Origin of the sequence: Fibrobacter sp. UBA3629 (assembly GCF_002374005.1) — a bacterium.
Taxonomy (GTDB): domain Bacteria; phylum Fibrobacterota; class Fibrobacteria; order Fibrobacterales; family Fibrobacteraceae; genus Fibrobacter.
Genome location: NZ_DFLC01000011.1, coordinates 1 through 21,464 on the forward strand (window position 1 = coordinate 1; position 21,464 = coordinate 21,464).

The 21,464-nt window shown below is 56.5% G+C and carries 17 protein-coding genes and 1 pseudogene; 5 read left to right on the top strand and 13 right to left on the bottom strand.

Annotated features, from left to right (window positions below):
• On the top strand, positions 1-2,726 hold a 2,726-nt coding region (purL, locus tag B2310_RS03465), incomplete at its 5' end, for a phosphoribosylformylglycinamidine synthase (protein ID WP_290728701.1).
• 14 nt (positions 2,727-2,740) lie between these two features.
• Positions 2,741-3,511 (top strand): FISUMP domain-containing protein, encoded by a 771-nt coding sequence (locus B2310_RS03470; protein ID WP_290728703.1) that lies wholly within the window; start codon positions 2,741-2,743, stop codon positions 3,509-3,511.
• Positions 3,512-3,578: 67 nt separating this feature from the next.
• Here the strand turns inward: B2310_RS03470 and B2310_RS03475 are convergent, their stop codons facing one another.
• From B2310_RS03475 to B2310_RS03530, 13 genes and pseudogenes are all read right to left on the bottom strand, one after another.
• On the bottom strand, positions 3,579-5,021 hold the full coding sequence (locus tag B2310_RS03475; RefSeq protein WP_173382534.1) for an NADH-quinone oxidoreductase subunit N: 1,443 nt from the start codon (positions 5,019-5,021) through the stop codon (positions 3,579-3,581).
• Between the two features lie 3 nt (positions 5,022-5,024).
• Positions 5,025-6,563, bottom strand: a complete 1,539-nt coding sequence (locus B2310_RS03480) for a complex I subunit 4 family protein (protein WP_290728705.1) — start codon at positions 6,561-6,563, stop codon at positions 5,025-5,027.
• Between the two features lie 7 nt (positions 6,564-6,570).
• Positions 6,571-8,526, bottom strand: a complete 1,956-nt coding sequence (nuoL, locus tag B2310_RS03485; protein WP_290728707.1) for an NADH-quinone oxidoreductase subunit L — start codon at positions 8,524-8,526, stop codon at positions 6,571-6,573.
• Complete coding sequence (gene nuoK, locus B2310_RS03490) at positions 8,519-8,824, bottom strand: NADH-quinone oxidoreductase subunit NuoK (RefSeq protein ID WP_173365877.1); 306 nt, start codon at positions 8,822-8,824, stop codon at positions 8,519-8,521. Before nuoK ends, nuoL begins: the two co-directional genes overlap by 8 nt.
• Positions 8,821-9,429, bottom strand: coding sequence for an NADH-quinone oxidoreductase subunit J (locus B2310_RS03495; protein ID WP_290723952.1), 609 nt, complete (start codon positions 9,427-9,429; stop codon positions 8,821-8,823). The genes nuoK and B2310_RS03495 overlap by 4 nt, the downstream gene beginning before the upstream one ends.
• Entirely contained in the window at positions 9,429-9,902 is a 474-nt protein-coding gene (locus B2310_RS03500) for a 4Fe-4S binding protein (protein WP_173365876.1), read from the bottom strand. The genes B2310_RS03495 and B2310_RS03500 overlap by 1 nt, the downstream gene beginning before the upstream one ends.
• A gap of 13 nt (positions 9,903-9,915) precedes the next feature.
• Complete coding sequence (locus B2310_RS03505) at positions 9,916-11,037, bottom strand: complex I subunit 1/NuoH family protein (protein ID WP_173382531.1); 1,122 nt, start codon at positions 11,035-11,037, stop codon at positions 9,916-9,918.
• Between the two features lie 3 nt (positions 11,038-11,040).
• Positions 11,041-12,192 carry an NADH-quinone oxidoreductase subunit D gene (locus B2310_RS03510; protein ID WP_173382530.1) on the bottom strand — a complete coding sequence of 384 codons (1,152 nt, stop codon included), beginning with the start codon at positions 12,190-12,192 and terminating at the stop codon, positions 11,041-11,043.
• Entirely contained in the window at positions 12,189-12,911 is a 723-nt protein-coding gene (locus tag B2310_RS13330; protein WP_349679639.1) for an NADH-quinone oxidoreductase subunit C, read from the bottom strand. Before B2310_RS13330 ends, B2310_RS03510 begins: the two co-directional genes overlap by 4 nt.
• 48 nt (positions 12,912-12,959) lie before the next feature.
• A pseudogene (locus B2310_RS13335) lies at positions 12,960-13,439 on the bottom strand (NADH-quinone oxidoreductase subunit B); the annotation flags it as partial.
• The gene (locus tag B2310_RS03520) at positions 13,439-13,819 is read right to left on the bottom strand and encodes an NADH-quinone oxidoreductase subunit A (RefSeq protein ID WP_173365872.1); all 381 of its coding nucleotides are present in this window, start codon (positions 13,817-13,819) and stop codon (positions 13,439-13,441) included. The pseudogene B2310_RS13335 and the gene B2310_RS03520, both read right to left, overlap by 1 nt.
• 9 nt (positions 13,820-13,828) lie before the next feature.
• Positions 13,829-14,419: a hypothetical protein gene (locus B2310_RS03525; protein WP_173382528.1), complete on the bottom strand. Its 591-nt coding sequence runs from the start codon at positions 14,417-14,419 to the stop codon at positions 13,829-13,831.
• Positions 14,416-16,557, bottom strand: a complete 2,142-nt coding sequence (locus tag B2310_RS03530) for a RelA/SpoT family protein (RefSeq protein WP_290728711.1) — start codon at positions 16,555-16,557, stop codon at positions 14,416-14,418. Before B2310_RS03530 ends, B2310_RS03525 begins: the two co-directional genes overlap by 4 nt.
• A gap of 313 nt (positions 16,558-16,870) precedes the next feature.
• Here B2310_RS03530 and B2310_RS03535 point away from each other — a divergent pair, with 313 nt between their 5' ends.
• From B2310_RS03535 to B2310_RS03545, 3 genes are all read left to right on the top strand, one after another.
• Positions 16,871-18,427, top strand: coding sequence for a hypothetical protein (locus B2310_RS03535; RefSeq protein ID WP_290728713.1), 1,557 nt, complete (start codon positions 16,871-16,873; stop codon positions 18,425-18,427).
• Positions 18,428-18,533: 106 nt separating this feature from the next.
• Positions 18,534-19,817, top strand: coding sequence for a serine hydroxymethyltransferase (glyA, locus tag B2310_RS03540; protein WP_290728715.1), 1,284 nt, complete (start codon positions 18,534-18,536; stop codon positions 19,815-19,817).
• An 82-nt stretch (positions 19,818-19,899) separates the two neighbouring features.
• Entirely contained in the window at positions 19,900-21,453 is a 1,554-nt protein-coding gene (locus B2310_RS03545; RefSeq protein WP_290728718.1) for a fibrobacter succinogenes major paralogous domain-containing protein, read from the top strand.
• The last annotated feature ends 11 nt before the right edge of the window (positions 21,454-21,464 follow it).

Genomic DNA, 21,464 nt, shown 5'->3' on the forward strand with positions numbered 1-21,464 from the left:
ACATCCTCGGTTACTTCCGTACTTTCGAACAGGAAGTCGATGCCCAGAACGGCAAGGAAGTCCGCGGTTACCACAAGCCGATTATGTTGGCCGGTGGTCTCGGCAACATCAAGCACCAGCATATCGAGAAGGGCCACATCGACCCGGGTGACCACCTGATTGTGCTCGGCGGTCCGGCAATGCTTATCGGCCTCGGTGGCGGTGCTGCCAGCTCCGTGCAGAACGGTGCCGGTAACGAATCTCTCGACTTTGCCTCCGTGCAGCGCGAAAACCCCGAAATGGAACGCCGCTGCCAGGAAGTCATCGACCGCTGCTGGGCGATGGACGAAGAAAACCCGATTACGTTCATTCACGACGTGGGTGCAGGTGGACTTTCGAACGCCTTCCCGGAACTCGTGAACGATGGCGGCCTCGGCGGTAAGTTTGAACTCCGTAACGTGCCGAACGATGAACCGGGTATGAGCCCGTTCGAAATCTGGAGTAACGAATCCCAGGAACGCTATGTGATTGCAATCGCCGGCGACAAACTCGATGTGTTCGACGCGATTTGTAAGCGTGAACGTTGCCCGTATGCCGTGGTGGGCGAGGCCATCCCCGAAAAGCACTTGACGCTTACCGACAAACACTTCGGCACGACTCCGATTGACATGCCGCTGGGCGTGCTCCTCGGTAAGCCGCCCCGCATGATCCGTAACGAAAAGAGCCAGAAGCGTCCGCTGAACTCCACGGTGGTTCCGGCTGACGTTTCCATTAAGGATGTGGCACACCGCGTGCTTGCAAACCCGACCGTCGCCGACAAGACGTTCCTCATTTCTATCGGTGACCGTAGCGTGACGGGTATGATTTGCCGCGACCAGATGGTTGGTCCGTGGCAGGTGCCTGTCGCCGACTGCGCCGTGACAAGCGCAACGCTCGACTCGTACGAAGGTGAAGTGATGAGTATGGGCGAACGCGCTCCGGTTGCCTTGATTTCTCCGGCTGCCGCTGCCCGCATGACGGTGGCGGAATCCCTCACGAACATGGCTGCCGCTTGCGTACCTGATATGGGTCGCGTGAACTTGTCCGCAAACTGGATGGCAACGCCGAACTACGAAGGCGACGGCGCCGACTTGTACGAAGCCGTAAAGTCCATCGGTATGGAACTCTGCCCGGAACTTGGCATTACGATTCCGGTGGGTAAGGACTCCATGAGCATGAGCACCGTGTGGTCTGACGCTCAGGGTAGCCACCGTGTGACCGCTCCGATTTCGCTCGTTATCAGTGCCTTTGCTCCGTGCGCCGACGTGCGCAAGACGCTTACCCCGCAGCTGTTGCAGGATAAAGATTCTACGCTCGTTCTCGTGGACCTCGCTCGCGGTAAGAACCGCATGGGTGCTTCCATTGCCGCTCAAGTTTACTGCAACCTCGGCGATAAGGCTCCGGATGTCGATAGCGCTAAGGAACTCCGTGCCTTCTTCGAAACCATCCAGAAGCTCAATGCGGCAGGCAAGATTATGGCCTACCACGACAAGAGCGATGGCGGCCTCTACACGACGCTTGCCGAAATGGCGTTCGCCGGCCACGTGGGCGTGACGGTGAAGGCCGAAGCCCTCAAGGGAAACCTCATCGACGCCCTCTTCAACGAAGAACTGGGTGCCGTGCTCCAGGTGAAGAATGCCGACCTTGCGGCTGTGCGCGACGCATTTGCTGCCGCTGGTCTCGGCGATACGGTTTCTGAAATTGCAACGCTCAACGATTCTTACAACTTGGTCATCGGCGACTACGCCGAAGGCCTCTCGGATCTGCGCGCCATCTGGAGCGACACGACCCGCCGCATCGCGGCCCTCCGCGATAACCCGGATTGTGCCGAAAGCGAATACAAGCTCAAGTTGGAACAGGACAATCCGGGTATCACGCCGAAGGTCACCTTCGACGTGGCGGCGTCCGCCAAGATTGTGAAGGACTACGCAAGCCGCCCGAAGATGGCAATCCTCCGTGAACAGGGCGTGAACGGCGAACTCGAAATGGCTGCCGCCTTCCAGAAGGCAGGCTTTGAATCTATCGACGTTCACATGACCGACATTCTCGAAGGTCGCGTAAGCCTCAAGGACTTCAACGGTCTCGTGGCTTGCGGTGGCTTCAGCTACGGTGACGTTCTCGGTGCTGGCGAAGGCTGGGCCAAGAGCATCCTCTTCAACCCGAAGGCCCGCGCCGAATTTGAGGCTTACTTCAACCGCAAGGATACCTTCACGCTGGGCGTCTGTAACGGCTGCCAGATGGTCTCTAACCTCAAGGACTTGATTCCGGGTGCCAAGCACTGGCCGCGCTTTGTGCAGAACCTCTCCGAACGCTTCGAAGCCCGCTTCTGCACGCTCAAGGTCGAAGACACTCCGGCTGTGCTCCTCAAGGGCATGGCAGGCTCCGTGCTCCCGATTGCGGTCGCACACGGCGAAGGCCGCGCGGAATTCGCTAGCCGCGAAGCCGCCGAAGCCTGCCTGAAGACCGGTCTCGTGGCGCTGCGTTACGTGGACGGCAAGCACGAATACACCGAACGCTACCCGCTGAACCCCAATGGCTCTCCGTTCGGCATCAACGGCCTCTGCTCCGAAGACGGTCGCGCCCTCGTGATGATGCCGCACCCCGAACGCGTGTTCCGTACCTGCCAGTACTCCTGGCACCCGGCAGAATGGGGCGAAGACGGCCCGTGGATGCAGTTGTTCCGCAACGGCCGTATCTTTGTTGGGTAATTCTTCGGGGAAGCATGTCCCGCTTGAAAGCTATAGCCTTTTTTGTCATGCTGTCGGCTTTTGGCGCTTCTGCGTCATTTGACAGCAATGACAATCCGTGGGAAAAATCCCCATTCCAAAAGGCTAGCGATGCGAAAGTTCCGAAAAAGGACAGCGTGGAGAGCGCCGCACCCAAAGCAAGCAAATGGGAACGTTATTTTACGGATAAGCGCGACGGCCGGAAATACGAGATTGCCGTTATCAACAAGAAGGCCTGGATGGCGGAGAACTTGAGGTACCGCAGTTCCAATAGCGAATGTTTCAACGGTGAAGAATTAAACTGCAAGGAAGAAGGCGGTCGCTTCTATACATGGGCGTCTGCGATGGGCGTTGAATCGAAATGCAACATTTCGGAATGCAAATTGTTGGCCAAGCCCTATATTCGTGGTGTCTGTCCCGAAGGCTGGCATATCCCAAGCGATGCCGAATGGAAGGAAATGCTCTATTATGTCAAAAGCAAGGCTGGCTCGCTTGCAACCCGGGCCTTAAAATCGACCTACGGATGGAAAAGGGAAAACGGGACGAACGAATCGCATTTTAATATATATCCGTCGGGTTTCAGGTTCATGAGCGGAAACTTCCTGGATCGCGGGGTGACTGCGAAATTCTGGAGCACCTCGCAGTTGAATGCCAGGTCTGCAAGGAGCTACGTCCTTAGGGAATACTATAGGGACACCTCGTATATGTACCCCGATGAAGAATACAAGGAAAACGAGCTCAATGTCCGCTGTGTCGCGGACGAATAACCGCTACGGAAAAAAACAAACCGCAGAAGGTATAGTCCTGCGGCTGGTGTAATTTGTTGCTGGAATTCTAGAAGCTGAATCCCGCGACGATGTTGTTGCTCAGGAACGGCAGGAATCCGAGCGCTACGACGGCGATGCTGAGTGCCACGATGACTGCGCGTTGACGACGCGTGAGGCGTAGCGGTGTAAGGTGTCCGTCGGGCTCGTCGACCCAGGCGCTCTTGATAAGCTGTATGTAGTAGAACAGAGCGAGAACGTTGTTCAAGACGGCGAAGGCGACCAGCATGTAGTGGCCGGTAGAGGCTCCGCTGTAGAACAGGTGAAATTTGCCGAAGAATCCCGCAAGTGGCGGAATGCCGGCGAGGCTGAACATCGAAATCGCAAGCGAGATGGCGAGGCTTGGGTTCTGCTTCGAAAGACCGCGCAACGAAGCGAAAGTCTCTTCGCGGTGGTGCCCGATGATGCCGAACACGAAGAATGCGAGGTAGTTCGAGACCGCGTAGACGAACAGGTAGTAGATGATGGCCGTTTTTGCCGTGGCGGCAGGGCCGAGGAGGGCGACCATGATGTAGCCCGCCTGTGCAATGGAACTGTAGGCCATGAACCTGCGGAGTCTGCTCTGCTTCAGGGCGCCAAGGTTACCCACGAAGAGCGTGGTGCCGGCTAGGAGCGCAATGAGCGGTGCTATCTGTTCCTGGATGGGGGCGAGGGGGCCGAAAACGAGCACCACGAGGAATGCGATGGCGGTTGCCTTCGAGGTGACGGAAAGGACTGCTGTGACGGGAGTCGGCGCGCCTTCGTAGACGTCCGGGGCCCAGGTGTAGAAGGGGAACAGCGTGAGCTTGAATCCGATTCCGCAGAAGAGGAAGAGTACGGCAACCCAAAGGAGCGGGCTTGTGCCAGATGCCACGGCGGTCTGGATTTCGCTAAAGTGGAGAGAGCCTGCGAAACCGTAGAGGTAGCTGAATCCGAACAGTTCGAAAGCGGTGGCGACGGAACCCATCAGGATATACTTGGTGGCCGCTTCGCTTCCGAGCTGGTCCTTCTTGTTCCAGGCGGTGAGCGCATACATCGGGATGGTCGCGATTTCGAGGCCGAGGAAGAAGGTGAGCATGTCGCATGCCGAAACGACGGTCACGCCGCCGAAGGTCGCGAATGCGATGGCTCCGATGAATTCTGCAATCTGGTGCATCTGCGGTTTGCCGTCGGCTCCGTGCTCGAAGTAGTCCTTTGCAAACCACATGCCGAGAATGGCGCTCACGAGGAGCACCTCGCGCATGAGTACGCCGAAGTCGTCGATACGCCAGTTGCTGATGAAGAACCGGCCTTCGCCGCTAGCAAGCGGGATGAAGTTCAGCAAGATGAAAATGGCGATGAAACCGAAATTTGCGATACGCCAGGGCATCTTGGATTGCGCGTTGCAGAAGAGGCGGCTCCCGATGACGATGAACGGGAAAATCAGCAACAGCAGGTCGGGAATAAGAAAGTGTGACGTTGAAAAATCGAACATGGTTTAACCTCCAATCCCGCCGATGACGGGCTGGGTGGCTGCAGAAATCTTTGCAAATATCGGGGCGATACTCCAGTCGAGCATGTCGGAAATCCAGCCGGGGCAAATGCCGATGAACAGGAGGCATGCGACAAGCACGACGATGACGAGCTTTTCGCGGAAGCATCCGTCGGTGAGACTCTCGTATTTTTGCGGGAGCGGGCCGTGGAGCATGCGGTTAGCCGTCTGCAGGATGTAGACAGCGGTCGTCGTAATGGAGAGGATAGCGAGAATCGTGACGATGCGCGTGAGGGTCGAATCCTGTTGGAAGGCGCCGATGAAGATAGTGCTTTCGGCGATAAACCCGCTGAATCCCGGCAGTCCGAGGCCCGCAAAGCCTGCGAGTACGAAACCGACGCCGAGGAAGGGCATCTTGCGCATGATGCCGCCCATCTGCGTGATGTCGCGGGTGTGCGTGCGTTCGTAGATCATGCCGATGGTCGCGAAGAAGAGGCCCGTGAGGAATCCGTGCGAAATCATCTGGAGGCTGGCGCCGCGCAGGCCGACCGGCGTAAGTGCCGCAAGGCCCAAGAAGATGAGGCCCAGGTGGCTGATGGAACTGTAGGCGGTGATGTACTTGAGATCCTTGTGGCGGAGCGCGATGAAGGGGCCGAGAACCACGTTGAAGATGAGGAGCGCCACCACGTAGGGGAGCCAAATCTTTGCCGCTTCGGGCATGAGGAACATGGCGACGCGGAGACATCCGTAGGCTCCCATCTTCATCATCACGCCGGCGGCGAGCATGGAGACGGCCGTCGGGGCGGCGGAGTGGCCGTCCGGACTCCAGAAGTGGAATGGGAACAGGGAACTCGATACGGCGAATCCCATGAACATGAGCGGGAAGGCCCACATCTGGAATTCCATCGGGAGTGTCACCTTGGAAAGCTCCATGATACTCCAGCTGTTTACGCCGCCTTCGAAGTAGAGTCCGAAGAGGGTCGCGAGAATCATGGAAGATCCGAATGCGAGCGTCAAGGTGAGCTTCTTGCCACCGTAGTCGCGCTTGCCGCTGCCGTAGCAGGCGATCATCAGGTACATGCAGAGCGCTTCCATCTCGTAGAATACGAAGAACAGCACGAGGTCGAAGCTCATGTATACGCCGTAGACACTCGTTGCAAGAATCTGGATGAGCGCGAAGAATACCTTCTGGTTGCCCTTGATCCTGTAGCTTACGAGGACTCCTGCCCATACGATGAACGCGGTGAGCGCGAGCAGCAGCATGTTGAGGCCGTCGGCCCCCACTATATAGTGGGCATTGAACATCGAAAGCCAGGGAATGTCAGTAAAGAACCGAAGCAGGAGCGGTGCCGCGACTTCGTTTGCGGAAACGCTTCCTATGGCGTAGACGCGGAAGGTGAGGTAGCAGACGATGCCGAGAACGAGGGTCGCGGAGGCGGTGTGGATTCCGCGGAGCAACCTTTCGCGAGCCGCCGGAATGGGAATGCAGGCGAGAACCGTGACGAGCGGGATGACCCAGATGAGGTTAAAAAGTATTGTATCCATATTGCACCTACAGGGGAAGCTGGCCGAAGAAACGCCAGAGGAGAACGCCCACAATCAGTGTGCCGAGGTAGAAGGGGAGATAGCCCGCCTGTGCCGTGCGCACAAGGTCGCCCAGCTTGTGGATGAACCAGACGGAAAATGCGAGCAGGCCTTCGATGACGTAATCGTTGAAGGCGCGTGCCACCCATGCGATGCCGCCGAAAATGAACTGGCGCACGACGGTGTAGTACATCTCGTCGAAATAGAACTTGTGGTAGATGACCTTGTAAATGCCGCTTCGGTTCGTCTCGTCGAGCGCGCGTTCTATTTTCGCCTTCGGACTTGCATAGAGGAACCAGGCGATAAGGAGTGCGATAATGGCGACTGCTACGGCGACAAACGGTATCCACTCCGCATGGGCGAGCTTGAGCATCACGGGAACGTGCAGATTTCCCGGCGTGAAGTACTTTTCGAAGAGTCCCTTGCCGAGGAGACCGCTCAGGAGTGCGGGAACGGCCAATACGACAATGGGGAGCGTCATTGCAAAATCTTCGTGCACATGGCCTGCGCGAACGCCCTCATGGCGCGGTTCTCCGTGGAAGGCGAGGAAGAACAGGCGGAACATGTAGAACGTGGTGAGCCCGCTCGTGAGGAGGGCAAGCGCAAATACCGCATAATGTTGGCCCTGGAAGGCGGTGAGGATGATTTCGTCCTTCGAGAAGAAACCGGAGAACGGCGGAATTCCCGAAATCGCGAGCACGGAAATGAGGGTGCAGATGTAGGTGACTGGCATCTTCTTGCGGAGTCCACCCATCGCATCGAGGTCGTTCGTATGCACCTGGTGGATGAGGCTGCCCGCGATAAGGAACAGGCTGCACTTGAAGAAGGCGTGCGTGAAGATGTGGAAGGTCGATGCCGTCCAGCCCGTGGTGAACACGGCCTGGCCGATCTTGCATGCTCCGAGAGCGAACATCATGTAGCCGAGCTGCGATAGCGTGGAGTAGGCGAGGATTCGCTTGATATCCTTTTGCGTGCAGGCTATGACGGCGGCAAACACCATCGTGAAGGCGCCTACCCACATGATGAGCGTGAGTGAATCCCCGCATGCAGCGAAGAACGGGAAGAGTCGGGCGACCAGGTATACGCCTGCGACCACCATCGTTGCGCTGTGGATGATGGAGGAGACGGGAGTCGGGCCTTCCATCGCGTTCGGGAGCCAGATGTGCATCGGGAACATGGCCGACTTGCCCCAGCCGCCGGTAAAGATGAGGATTGAACCGAGGATGAGCGCGCTTGCCTGCGACATCTCGATGAGCCCGAGGTTGATTGTTCCCGAGCGGAAGTCGGAGAGCGAAAGCGAGTTGATGGTCGAGAAATCGAAACTCCCGATTACGTAGCTTACGAGCACGATGCCGAGCAGGAAGAAGCTGTCGGCAAATCGCGTGAGGATGAACGCCTGCTTGGAGGCGCTTACCGCGGAGGGCTTGTGGTACCAGAAACCGATGAGCAGGTAGCTGGAAACGCCCACGAGCTCCCAGAAGATGAACATCTGGAAGAGGTTGGTCGCAACGACGAGCCCGAGCATGCTGAAGCTGAACAGCGAAAGCAGGGCGAAGAATCTGCCCATCGCGCGGTCCTCTCGCATGTAGCCCAGACTGTAGATGTTCACCATGAAGCTGATGAACGTGACGACCACGAGCATCATCACCGAGAGCGGATCCACGAGCATCCCGATTTTTGCGACGAGGTCGCCTGCGAACGGGAGGAAGTTGAACTCGAAGAGCGTCGCCTTCTGCGGGGCGTATGTCGAGGTGAAGTAGTGGATGGCGACCGTGATGGCCGATGCCGCGGCAATGCCGTTGCATGCGATGGCGAATGCGGCCGCGGCCTTCGCGTTTCGGTTGCCGAGGAAAAGCCCGTTTACGACAAATGTCAGAAGCGGGAGTAGGAAAATGAGGTAGGAGAGGGTGATGTCGTTAATCATGGAGGTCCCTCAACTGGTCGGCGTCAAGGCTCTTGTGGCGACGGTACATGGTGACGATGATGGCAAGCGCGATTGCCATTTCGCAGGCTGTCACGGCGATGACGAAAATGCTGAAGAGCGCACCTGCCGTTGCATCGTGCGCGGTAAAGTAGGCAAAACTGATAAAGTTGATGTTTGCTGCGTTCAGCATGAGCTCGATGGAAATGAGCATGCCGATGAGGTGACGCCTGCGCATGAGGCCCCAGACTCCGATACCGAACAGCAGGAAGGCAAGAATCAGGCAGTTCATCAAGTTCATTGTTGCACCGCCTTTTCTTTTTCGACTTCGTCCTTGCTCTTGCGTGCGACAGTGATGGCGCAGATGAGCGTCATTAGAAGAAGGATGCTCACCACCTCGAACGGGATGATGAATCCGTCGGGTCCGTAACCGAGAAGCCTCATCGCGATGGGTTCAAGCCCGGAGTAGTTTTCCGGGGAACTGACGGCGCCGCTTGCAAGTTCGGGCGTCGGCAAGATGCACTTGACCATCACGAGTACAAAAGCGATGGAAAGCGCGAATGCGGCAAATACGCGCGGGATTTTTGTGGCGAAGGCGTCTTCGCCCAAGTGGCTTGTCAACAGGATGGTGAACACCACGAAGATGACGACACCACCCACGTAGACCATCACCTGCGCAAGTGCGATGAATTCCGCATGCAAGAGCAGGTAGAGGATGGCTGTCGCGACAAAGCTGAAAATCAGGAACACGGCGCTCTGCAGAATATTCTTCACGGCAACGGTGCAGACGGCGGTAAAGAGCATTACGGCTGCGACCACGTAGAACGCGATGTCCATGCCTCCCATGGGGAAGGCAAGCGGAAGGTCCGGCAACTGCAGGCCGGGCAAATTCAGGTTCGGGAACATTAGCCTTGTCCCTCCTTCTTGTTCAAGATCATTTCGAGAGTATTCGGGTCCGTCGTTGCAACCTCGAAATCCTGGTTCATTCGGATGGCGCCGAACGGACAGGCTTCGACGCAGAGCCCGCACTGGGTGCAGCTCGCGAAGTGGTACACGTAGCGGCCCAGCACCTTCTTGCCCGCGATATTCTTGGTCGAGAGCACGTTGATGGATGCGTTCGGGCAGGCGCGTTCGCACATGCCGCAGGCGGTACAATGGTTGTTCCCGTCTGCATCCTCGATCATTTCGAGGCGTCCGCGGTAGCGCGGATGCATCCGAAGAGTCTTCCTGTTCTCGGGGTACTGTTCGGTGACGATGCGCCTCGGGTCGAAGAAATACTTGAGCGAAACGGAAAGCCCGCACATGAGGCTCCACGGCCCCGTGATGCAACGCTTGAAGTAGCGCTTGAAATATTGTAGTAAGGTAATATTCTCTTGCATAGCAAACTCCCGCCTAACCACAGACCACGATGTATGCCGCGCCGGCAATGAGCAGCACGAGGTTCACGGGCAACAAAAACTTCCATTCGAAATCCATGAGCTGGTCGACGCGCGGACGCACGAACGTCCAGCGGACCATCATGTAGCACCAGATCATGAAGAAGACTTTCGCGAAGAACCACACGACGCCGGGGACCATGTTGAGATAGTTGTCCACGAACGCGACTCCGATGCAGGGCGGTAAAAATCCGCCGAGGAAGCACGTGGTGGCAAGAGCCGAGTTCGTGACGAGCGCGATGTATTCGGCGAGGTAGAACATGGCGAACGGCGTGCCGTTGTATTCCGTGTGGTATCCGCCCGTGAGTTCCTGCTCCGCTTCGGCGATATCAAAGGGCGCGCGGTTCATCTCGGCGGTCGAAGAAATGAAGAAGAGGATGAAGGCGATGATGCCGAGGACGGGAATCTTGAAGATCCACCAGTCGGAAATGGTGCCTTCTTGGCCGAGCGTGATGCTCATGAGGTTCGTGGAACCCGAAATCATTACGACGAACAGGAGGATCATCGTGAACGAAATTTCGTAGCTGATCATCTGGGCGCCGCTGCGGAGGGCGCCGAGCAGGGAGTACTTGTTGTTGCTGCTCCAGCCGCCGAGCAAGATACCCAACACGCCGAATCCGTTCACCGCGATGATGAGCGGGATTCCCATCGAGACGTCCGCAACGACGAGGTCGCGACCGAAGGGGATGAGCGCGCATACGATGAAGGGGGCGATAAGGACGATGAGCGGGGCGAGGTAGAACATCAATTTGTCTGCACCGCTCGGGGCATACACTTCCTTGAAGAGCATCTTGAGCACGTCGGCGATGGTCTGGATGGTTCCGTGCCAGCCGAGACGCATGGGGCCAAGGCGGCATTGCACGTGGGCGCACACCTTGCGTTCCATGTAGATGAGGATCGGGGCAGAACCGATGTTTACCGCGCAGACGGCGATGACGCAGATGAGCGCATTCACCAGGAAGGCGACGATGCTGTTGAGCGTATCGCTCTGGATGCTAGCGGGCAGGTATTCCGCGAGCCTGGGGACCATTTCGCGGACAAAGTCGCCGACGGGGTTTGTAATGGAGGGAACGAACATAAACTACCTGTCAATTTCGGGAATCACGGGGTCGAGGGTCGCCATGATGGTAACGAGGTCCGAAACCTTGTGGCCTTGCACCATCTTGTTGAGCGCGGCGATATGCGGGAAACTGGGCCCTCGCGTGTGGATGCGGTAGGGCTTCTCGCCGGTGGTGGCTGCGACCACGTAGGTCGCATAGAGTCCCTTTGCCGTCTCGATTTCGCTGTAGTAGCGGCCCACGGGGAGTCGCACCGGCTTTTCCTTGGATCTCCACGGACCGTCTTTCGGGAACTTGTCGATGCACTGCCTCAGGATCTTCATGGATTCGTGGATTTCGGCAATGCGGATTTTGTAGCGGTCGTAGCAGTCCCCGTTATGGAACACGGGAATGTCGAAGTCGAACTGGTCGTAGATGCTGTAGGGGTTCGCGCGGCGGACGTCGAATTCGACTCCGCTTGCACGCAGTACCGGCCCCGAGCATCCGTAGGCGATGGCGTCTTCCTTGGAGAGGACTCCGATGCCGATGCTTCTTTCGAGCACGATGATGTTTTTCGAGAGGAAGCGCTCGTAGTCGCGCATGGCGTCTTCGAGATGGTCGAGGAAGGCTTTTACGCGCGGAATGAACGTGTCGGGCACGTCGTAACGGCTTCCGCCCGGCCTGAAGAAGTTTGTAGTGAGGCGCGATCCTGTCACTTCTTCCAGGATGTCGTGAATCATCTCGCGTTCCTTGAACCCGAAGAGGAGGCATGTCTGTCCGCCGAGGTCGCCGCCGAAGCAGCCGTAGAATACGAGGTGAGATGCGATGCGGCCCAGTTCCTGTAGCATCACGCGGATGTATTCTCCCTTTTCGGGGACGCCTACGTTCATGCCCTTTTCGAGCGCGATGACGACACCCAGGTTGTTCTGGATGGCGGTGAGGTAGTCCTGGCGGTCGGAAAGCGCGATGTACTGTAGGTAGCTCATCGATTCCGCCTGCTTTTCCATGCCGCGGTGGATGTAACCGAAATGCGGTACAAGTTCAACGATGGTTTCGCCGTCCATGCGTAGCGCAAGGCGGAGTGCGCCGTGCGTACTCGGGTGCTGCGGCCCCATGTTGATAAAGAATTCTTCGGTATTGGTTTCGCGCTGGATGCGGAATCCGGGAGGCAAGTTCGAGAAACGTGGCTGGATCATACGGGCCTCCTGATCATTTCCGGGTGCGTAAAGTCCTTGCGCAGGGGGAACCCGACAAAATCCTTGTCAAGGAATATGCGGCGCTGGTCGGGGTGGCCTTCGAAGTTGATTCCGAACATGTCGTAGACTTCGCGTTCCTTGAATTCTGCGGCGGGATAGAGATGGCTTACTGTAGGCACGCTCGCCAGGAGCGATGTCGCGCGCTTTTCTTCTGGAATGCTGAAGTCCTTTTTCAGCTGCACGCAGAGGAATATCTTGTGTCCGATTTGTAGGCTCCGGAGCTGTGTCACCAGGTCGAAATGGTCGTCGTAGTCGATGGCTGTCACGTCAATCAGGAAGTCCATCTTGAATTCAGGATCGTTTTTCACGAATTCGGTCACGGCTACATAGTCCTCGGGTTCCACCATCACTTCGAGCGGCCTGTCGGCGGGCGCGTTTGCAAGCACCGTCTCAATGGGATCTTCGCTGTGGGTGTGGAAGGTGATGCCGGGGAACTTGTCGTGCAGTTTCTGGTAGAGTTCGAGCTGCGTGAGGCCCACCCTGCGGAACGGCTTGCGTTCCACTTCGGGGAAGTCTTCCTTCTTCACGCGGACAGGCTTGAATGTGCTCTTGTAATCGGGGTTCTCTTCCTTGAACTTCGCTCGCGCCTCGGCCATCTCCTCGTCCTTCATCTCTTCGAGTGCGGCCCAGGTTTTTGCGGCTTCGCGGTAGCGGTCCATGGTGGAGACGTCTTTCGGCTGGCCTTCGTGCCACGGGTGGCGGCAGGTCTCCTTCAAAATCTTTTCGCGTAGGGTGAGTAGCCCGTGGAAAAGCGCTTCGGGACGCGGCGGGCATCCGGGAACGAACACGTCGACCGGAATCAGGTTCTGCGCTCCGCGGACGACGGCGTAGTTGTCATAGATGAACGGTCCGCCGCTGATAGTGCATGCGCCCATCGCGATGGCGTACTTGGGGCCGGGAATCTGTTCCCAGAGCATCTGGATGGCGGGGGCCATGCGGCGGGTGATTGTACCTGCCAGAATGAAGAGGTCTGCCTGGCGCGGCGATGCGCGGAACACTTCGGAACCGAAACGCGCGATGTCGTAGCGGGCCATGGAACTCGACATCATCTCGATGGCGCAGCAGCTCGTGCCGTAGGTGAGGGGCCAAATAGAATTTGCCCGTGCCCAGTTGACAACGTAGTCGATAGCGTTCACGACATACTTGCCGCCGGGAATCGGGTCGAGTATCTTGGGTGCGAAATTGATTATTCCCATTTGAGGATTCCTTTTTTCCAGGCGTATGCGAGGCCCGAAACGAGGATAGCCATGAAAATGGCGAGGTCGGCGATGACAATCACCGGTGAAAGCGCTGTGTGGCCAGCCATGATTTCCCTGAAGTTCATCATCACGGGGAAGAGAAACAGGGCTTCGATGTCAAAGACCAGGAAGAGGAGCGCGAAGAGGTAGTAGCCCACCTTGAACTGGATGCGGGCGTTTCCGATGGTCTCCATGCCGCATTCGTAGGGGGCCATCTTGTTTTTCGTATTCTTCGTGCGGTAGCCTAGCAGGAGACCGACGACAGTCGCCGCGGCCGCGATAAACGCACCAAGAAAAAGGAAAATGGAGAGTATTATGTATTCAGACATGGGTTGTCCTTAATAGAAATTCTGCAGTTCCTGCACGGTCCCGAAAAGCTGGTTGCCGATCTGGAAACGGTCGATGATATGCTTGAAGAGGTCCTTGAACTCGTCGATGGTCGCCTCCGACATGGCGGTAAGCTTTTCCTGGATGGAACTCACGAATCCGGAGCTCATGGGCTTCGCCTTCATGTCCTGCATGGAACCGCTCCAGCGCTGCAACATGTGGTCGGTTTCGAGACGCGCGATGATATAGCGCGTGGTGGAAAGCAGTTCCTGCAAGAAGTGCACGAGGAAGATTTCTTCTTGCAGAATGCCCCAGCGCTTGTCCTTGGAGTAGAGTGTCGCGATGTCCGCCTTGCCGTAGAATACGGCTGCCTGCGAATATTCGAGACATGTCATGAGCACGTGGTCGAGTCTCTTGATTTCCTGAGCGAGGTTCTTGAACCATTCGGCGTTCATGGCCGACCCGTCGATGTTTCCCTTCGAGTCGAGCGGCATCACTGCTCGGAACGCATAGTAGACTTCCTCGTAGTAGCGGTTGCGCATGCGGCAGCTGAAGGCGCGGTTCTTGAGCGTGTAGTCGCTATGGTGCAGCGGGGTAATCATGTCTTGGACACCTCCCGGACTCCCGAAATCTGTTTAATCTTCGTGACGATGGCGTCGACCTGCTCCTTGCGGAACGCCTTGAATTCCATGCGGATGCGTCCGGAGGATTGCGCGCTTGCAACGCTCATGCGGTCGAGCGAGAGGTCGGAATATTTCAGTTCCTGCAAAATGTCTAGTGTGATGTTCTTGCGGTTGTCCGTGTCGATGGTGAGGTGCGTGGTGAACGGCTGCGTCACGTCGGCGCTCCATTCCACCGCGATCTGCTGGTCGCTCGGCAGGTCCTTGAGGCACGGGCAGGTGATGTTGTGGACTTCGATACCCATCTGCGGCCTGAGGACGCCCACGATCTTGTCGCCCGGGATAGGGGCGCAGCAGTCGGCGAAGTGGATGACGAGGCTTGTTTCCTGGCCAATCTGGAGCGGCATCTCGTCGCGGACGTCGTTTTTCTTGTCTTTCCCGAAGGTGGGGAAGAACCGGAGCGCCATTTCCTTGGGAAGCGACGAACCGCCCGTGATGAACCGGTGGATGTCCTGGAGTGGGAGTTCGCCCTGGCCGATGCGTTCGAAGAAGTCGTCGAGGTTGAAAGTGCCGAAGTACTTGCAGATGTCCATCTCGGAAGGTCGCTTGTCCTTCTCGATTTTTGCAAGGCGCAGTTCGCGTGTCCAAATTTCCTTGCCGAGGCTTCGAGCCTGCTTGGTGATGCTGGTCTTCATCCAGCGGCGCAGTTCCTGCTTCGCCTTTACGGTCTTTACGATGTCGAGCCATTCGGGGCTTGGTTCCTGGCTCGGGCTCTTGAGCACCTGGATGGTGGCCCCGTGCGTCACCACGTGGTCGAGGCTGACCACCTCTTCGTTGATGCGGGCGCCGATGCAATGGAGTCCGAGCTCCGTGTGGACGGCGAACGCGAAGTCGAGGACGATGGCGCCTTCGGGAAGCTCGATGGAGTTGCCCTTCGGGGTAAACACCGTCATGCCCTCGGGCTTAAGGTCGACCTTAAGGAAGTCGAGGTATTCCTTGGAGTCCGAAATTTCAGACTGCAACTTCACCATGTGGTTGAGCCAGGCGAGTTCTTCGCCCTCGTGTTGCGTTTCGAGCTTGTAGGCCCAGTGCGCGGCGAAACCTTTCTCGGCGGTCAAGTCCATGTCCTTCGTGCGTATCTGGACTTCAACCATCTTGTTCTCGGGTCCGATGACCGTGGTGTGGATGCTCTGGTAGAGGTTCGGCTTCGGGGTCGCGATGTAGTCCTTGAAGCGGCTCTGGAGCGGGGTCCACAGGTTATGGACGTAGCCGAGTGCGAGGTAGCATTCGGGGATGGTTTCCACGATGATGCGGATCGCGAAGATGTCGAAGATGTCCTCGAACTGGCAGTCGCGACTGATCATCTTGTTGTAGATGCTGTAGATATTCTTGGTGCGGCCCTGGATGGTGCAGTCGAAATCCTCGAGCGCCATCTTGATTTGCAGAGGCCCGATGACGGACTGCACGTACTTTTCTCGCTTGGCCTTGTTCTCGATAAGGGCGTCGACAATCTTCTGGTATTCGTCGGGATTTACGTACTTGAAGCTCAGGTCCTCGAGCTCGGTTTTCAGCTTGTAGAGACCGAACCTGTGGGTGAGGGGCACGTAGATGTCCAAGGTCTCTTGCGCGATGGCCCTGCGCTTCTCGGGCTTCATGTAGCGCATCGTCCGCATGTTGTGGATGCGGTCTGCGATCTTGATCATGATGACGCGCGGGTCTTTCGCCATCGCGGTGATAAGCTTGCGGTAGGTCTCCGCCTTCTGCGCGGTCTTGTTTTCTTCCTGTGCCGCGGTAATCTTGGTGACTGCGTCCACCATGAACGCCGTGTCGTCGCCGAATTCCGCCGCGATTTCTGCAAGCGTGTGCGGCGTGTCTTCCACCACGTCGTGCAACAGGCCTGCAAGGACCGTCGGCTGGTCCTGCTGCAGTTCGGCGAGGATCTTCGCGACCTCGAACGGGTGCTCGGTGTAGGGCATTCCGCTCTTGCGGTACTGCCCGTCGTGCGCGTCGGCGATGAAGGCAATAGCTTTACGCAGGATGCTCTCGTCGAGCTTCCCGTTCTTCTTGAGGAGCACCTGGATGATGTGTTCCTCGTTGGGAGTAAAGTTTGCCTTGTTCATCGCTTACAATTTATTATATAATGGGGCCCAAAAACGGAAATTAGCGGAAAATAAGCCAAAAATAACGTTGCATTTCCGAGAACGGGCGCAAGGCGATTGCTGTCGGCTCGCCTATATTCTCCATTGTAATATTTTTTTTAAGTGCGACCCCTTGCCAAAAAAACATGGTTGTGACTATGATCCGCGTCACGATTTTGTTGTAAATGCGAACAACGCTTTATGAAAAAAAACGGAACTTTTTTACCCGAGGGGAATTTATTTTATTAGAGCCCGGATAAAGTCGAATGGGCGACTTTAAACTTTGGGGATGGTTATGAAAAAGTGGAAATATATGTTCCCGTTTGCGCTCGTCGCATTCGGAATTTGGGCCTGCGGGGAAGACACTTCGCCCGTGGAATGTACAACTCCGGAATGTCTTGGGGATCAGGGAGGCCTCTCGTCTGCGGGGGATTCCCTTTTGGGGTCTTCTTCTTCGCGTTCAGTCCTTGAAATAAGCCACGAAACCTTCGAAGATGGGGATACCGTCGAGGTCTCGCCGCTTTCGAGCGCGGGGCTTTTGCCGCCGACCGAAAGTTCGTCGTCCGCGGCGCTTCCGCCGCCGTCTTCGGCTGTCGTGGTTTCTTCCAGCTCTTCGCATCATCATTTCTTTAGTTCTTCGGCAGAACTTGTGGTGTCGAGCAGCAGCTCGGCCGCACAGCCGGAATCGCCTTCCTTCGTGGAAGACCACCGCAGCGAATGCCAGATTGGCAACATCCCGACGAGTGTGAACAACGCGAAGCTGCCCGACCCGTTCATGGGTCTCGATGGCAAGCGCATTTCTACGAAGGACGAATGGAAGTGCCGCCGCGAAGAAATCGGCGCGATGCTTGAAAAGCTCATGTTCGGCCAAAAACCGCGCAATCCCGAAAAGGTCGAAGGCTCCTACTCCGGCGGAAAGCTCACCATCAAGGTGACCGACAAGGGCAAGTCCGGCAGCTTCTCTGTAAGCATTTCAAATGCGGGCACCAAGGACAAGCCGAAGCCGGCTCTCATCGGGTTTGGCGGCGGCATGATGGGTGGATGCGGAAGCCTCGGCAATGCAACGAACGGCCTCGATATCGCCATGATTACGTTCAATCCGGATAACGTCGCTCCTGAAAGCGGTGGCGGTATGTTCTTCAACATCTATGGCGGCAATACGGACAAGTACGGCACCATCATCGCATGGGCCTGGGGCGTAAGCCGAATCATCGACGCTCTCGAAAAGACTCCTGAAGCCGGTATCGACGTGCACCACCTCGCCATGACGGGTTGCTCCCGCTGGGGTAAGGGTACGCTTGCCGTGGGTGCTTTCGATGAACGTATCGCTCTTACCATCCCGCAGGAATCCGGTTCCGGTGGCGCTTCCCTCTGGCGTGTGGGCGCCCAGGTCAACAGGCAGAAGGGCAAGCAGTTCGTGCAGGGCCTGAACAGCGCTGGTTCCGAAGGCAAGTGGATGATTTCCTCCTTCAAGAGCTATGATGGCAGGGAAAACACCCTCCCGTTCGACCAGCACATGCTCGTGAGCATGGTCGCCCCGCGTCCGCTTCTCATCATCGATAACGCTGGTCAGGAATGGCTTGGCGAAGTGCCGTCGAACTACTGCGGCCAGGCTTCTCTCGAAACCTACAAGGCTCTCGGCGTGACGGAGAACTACACCTACAGCCAGGAAGGCGGCCACGCCCACTGTTCGCTCCCGAATGGACAGTTCGACGAGGTCAAGGATTTCATGAACAAGTTCCTGCTCGGCAAGGACGCCAAGACGGGCAAGATCGACTACAGCAAGAATACCCAGACCATCAACTTCAACAAGTCTGAATGGATTGACTGGGAAACTCCTGCTTTGAGGTAGTTCTTCTGTTCTTTTTATCAAAATACTCCTGATAAAATCGGACGGGGCTGGGCAACCGGCTCCGTCTTTTTCTATATTTGCGCCGTACAATTCAAGGAGTAGCGAAATGCTCAAATCTACATTGCAACAGACCGATCCGGAAATCTACAACATCATCCAGGAAGAAGCCGAACGCCAGGAATATGGCATCGAACTCATCGCTTCTGAAAACTACACCTCCAAGGCCGTCATGGAAGCCATGGGTTCCGTGCTGACCAACAAGTACAGCGAAGGCTACGTGGGCAAGCGCTACTACGGTGGTAACGAAGTGATCGACAAGATGGAAGCGCTCGCCATCGAACGTTGCAAGAAGCTCTTTGGTTGCGACCACGTGAACATCCAGCCGCTGTCCGGTTCTCCGGCCAACGCCGCCGTGTACTTCGCCGTCCTCAAACCGGGCGACAAGGTCCTCGGCCTCAAGCTCGACCACGGTGGACACCTTTCTCACGGCCATCCGGTGAACTTCTCCGGCATGCTCTACAACTTCGTGCAGTACGAAGTCGACAAGGAAACGGGCCGCATCGACATGGACAAGGTTCGCGAAATCGCTCTCCGCGAAAAGCCGAAGATGATCCTCGCCGGTTTCTCTGCCTACAGCCGCAACCTCGACTGGAAGCGTTTCAAGGAAATTGCCGACGAAGTGGGCGCTCTCACTATGGCTGACATTTCTCACATTGCCGGTCTCATTGCCGGTAAGGCTATCGAATCTCCGGTGCCGTATTTCGACATCGTGACGACCACGACCCACAAGACTCTCCGTGGCCCGCGTTCCGCTATCATCATGTGCAAGGACCGCACCATCCAGAAGATGGTGAAGGGCGAACTCAAGGAAGTTTCCCTCGCCAAGGAAATCGACAAGGGCGTGTTCCCGGGCATGCAGGGTGGTCCGCATGACCACATCAACGCCGGTAAGGCCGTTGCTTTCCTCGAAGCTCTGCAGCCGGAATTCCAGACCTACGCCAAGAACGTCATCAAGAACGCTCAGGCCATGGCCGACGAAATGATGAAGCTGGGCTACAAGGTCATCAGCGACGGTACCGACAACCACCTCATCGTGGTGGACATGACCTCCAAGGGCGTTTCCGGTAAGGAAGCCGAAGTCGCGATGGAAAAGGTCGGCATCTCCTGCAGCCGTTCTACAATCCCGTTCGATCCGCGCAAGCCGATGGATCCGTCCGGAGTGCGTCTCGGTACTGCTGCTATCACGACCCGTGGCTTTGACGAAGAAGATACCCGCGAAGTGACCCGCATCATCGACCGCTGCATCAAGGCCAAGGACGACGATGCCGCTCTCGCTAAGATCCGCGAAGAAATCGTGGCTCTCTGCAAGAAGCATCCGCTTTACAAGTAAGATAATTCGCGTCTGCTAAAGAAATTGCCTTCGGTTAAGCCGGGGGCTTTTTTTATATTTACCTCGGATAATAGGAGGAAATATGCCTAAACTGTCACCCTGGAGCAAGCGGAGCGCCGCGATAGGGTCCATTTTACTTGTCTTGTCGATGTTTGTCGCCTGCGGTGACGACGACAGCGATTTTATCTCGCGCCCGGACGGGAAGGAGTCTTCGTCCAGCGGGAAAGAGATTGCCTCGAACTCTTCTAGTTCTCGCAATGGCAAGTCCAGCAGCAGTTCCGCAAAGGCGAACGGCAGTGAATACGACGCAATTGCAAATACGCTCAAGGACCTGCGCGACGGCCAGACTTACAGGACCGTGAAGATTGGTGACCAGGTATGGATGGCGGAGAACCTGAACCTTGAAACGGATAAAAGTTTCTGCTACAACGATTCTGTCGAATATTGTGACAAGTACGGTCGGCTTTATACATGGGCCGCTGCGATGGATAGTGCTGGAACGTGGAATACGAATGGCAAGGGCTGCGGATATGGCAAGGCTTGCGCACCGACATACACATTCCCAGTGCGTGGCGTTTGCCCCGACGGTTGGCATCTGCCTAGCAAAGCTGAATGGGAAGAGTTGCTCGACGCTGTCGGTGATTCGTCGAATGTTGGAAAAATACTCAAGTCCACATCAGGTTGGAGAAGTGGCAACGGAACGGATGATTTCGGGTTCTCGGTGCTCCCTGCTGGTGACGGGTGGCTCTACAATGGGACTTACGAAGACGAGGGCGTCCGTGTGTTTTACTGGATTTCTACGGAGCGCAATAGCGCCTACGCGTACTTCATTGCCTTTTACAACAACAGCGACGGTACGTACATCTCTAGGAATCGTAAGGACAACGAGTTCATGGTTCGTTGCGTCAAGGACAATCCCGACAGCAAATCGGCGAAGTCATCGGGTATAATCAATTTGGCGATTCCGTGCAAGATAGAGGAGGAAGACAACTGCGAATACGGAGAATTGGTGGATGACCGTGATGGTCAGACCTATAAGACAGTTAAGATTGGCGACCAGGAGTGGATGGCTGAGAGCTTGAATTTTGAAACGGACTCCAGCTTCTGCTACAATCTAGCGGACAGCAACTGCACCAAGTATGGTCGGCTTTATTCATGGGCTGGGGCGATGGACAGTGCAGGTACATGGAGTTTGAATGGCAAAGGGTGTGGCTATAAAGTGGAATGTTCACCGACGTACCCTGTGCGTGGCGTTTGTCCCGACGGCTGGCACCTGCCTAGCAAAGCAGATGCCGAGACACTATTTGTGGCTGTGAGCGGAAATGTCGACAACACGTCTTATTCATGGCCAGGAGTCGGCGCAGTTCTCAAGTCCACCAGCAGTTGGGATGACTATGATGGCGAAAGTGGCAACGGAACGGATGATTTCGGATTCTCGGCGCTCCCTGCCGGCGTCAGGTTTGACGATGGATATGGATATAACAGCTACAAGGGCATCGGAGCTAGCTACTGGAGTTCTACAGAGAATAGTAGCATTTATGCGTATTCAATGGTTTTTAGCAACAGGCACGGCGATGCAGACTTGCTTCCCGGCTCTGAGAACCGCTGGCTGCCCGTCCGTTGCGTCAAGGACTAACTTTAGGAGAA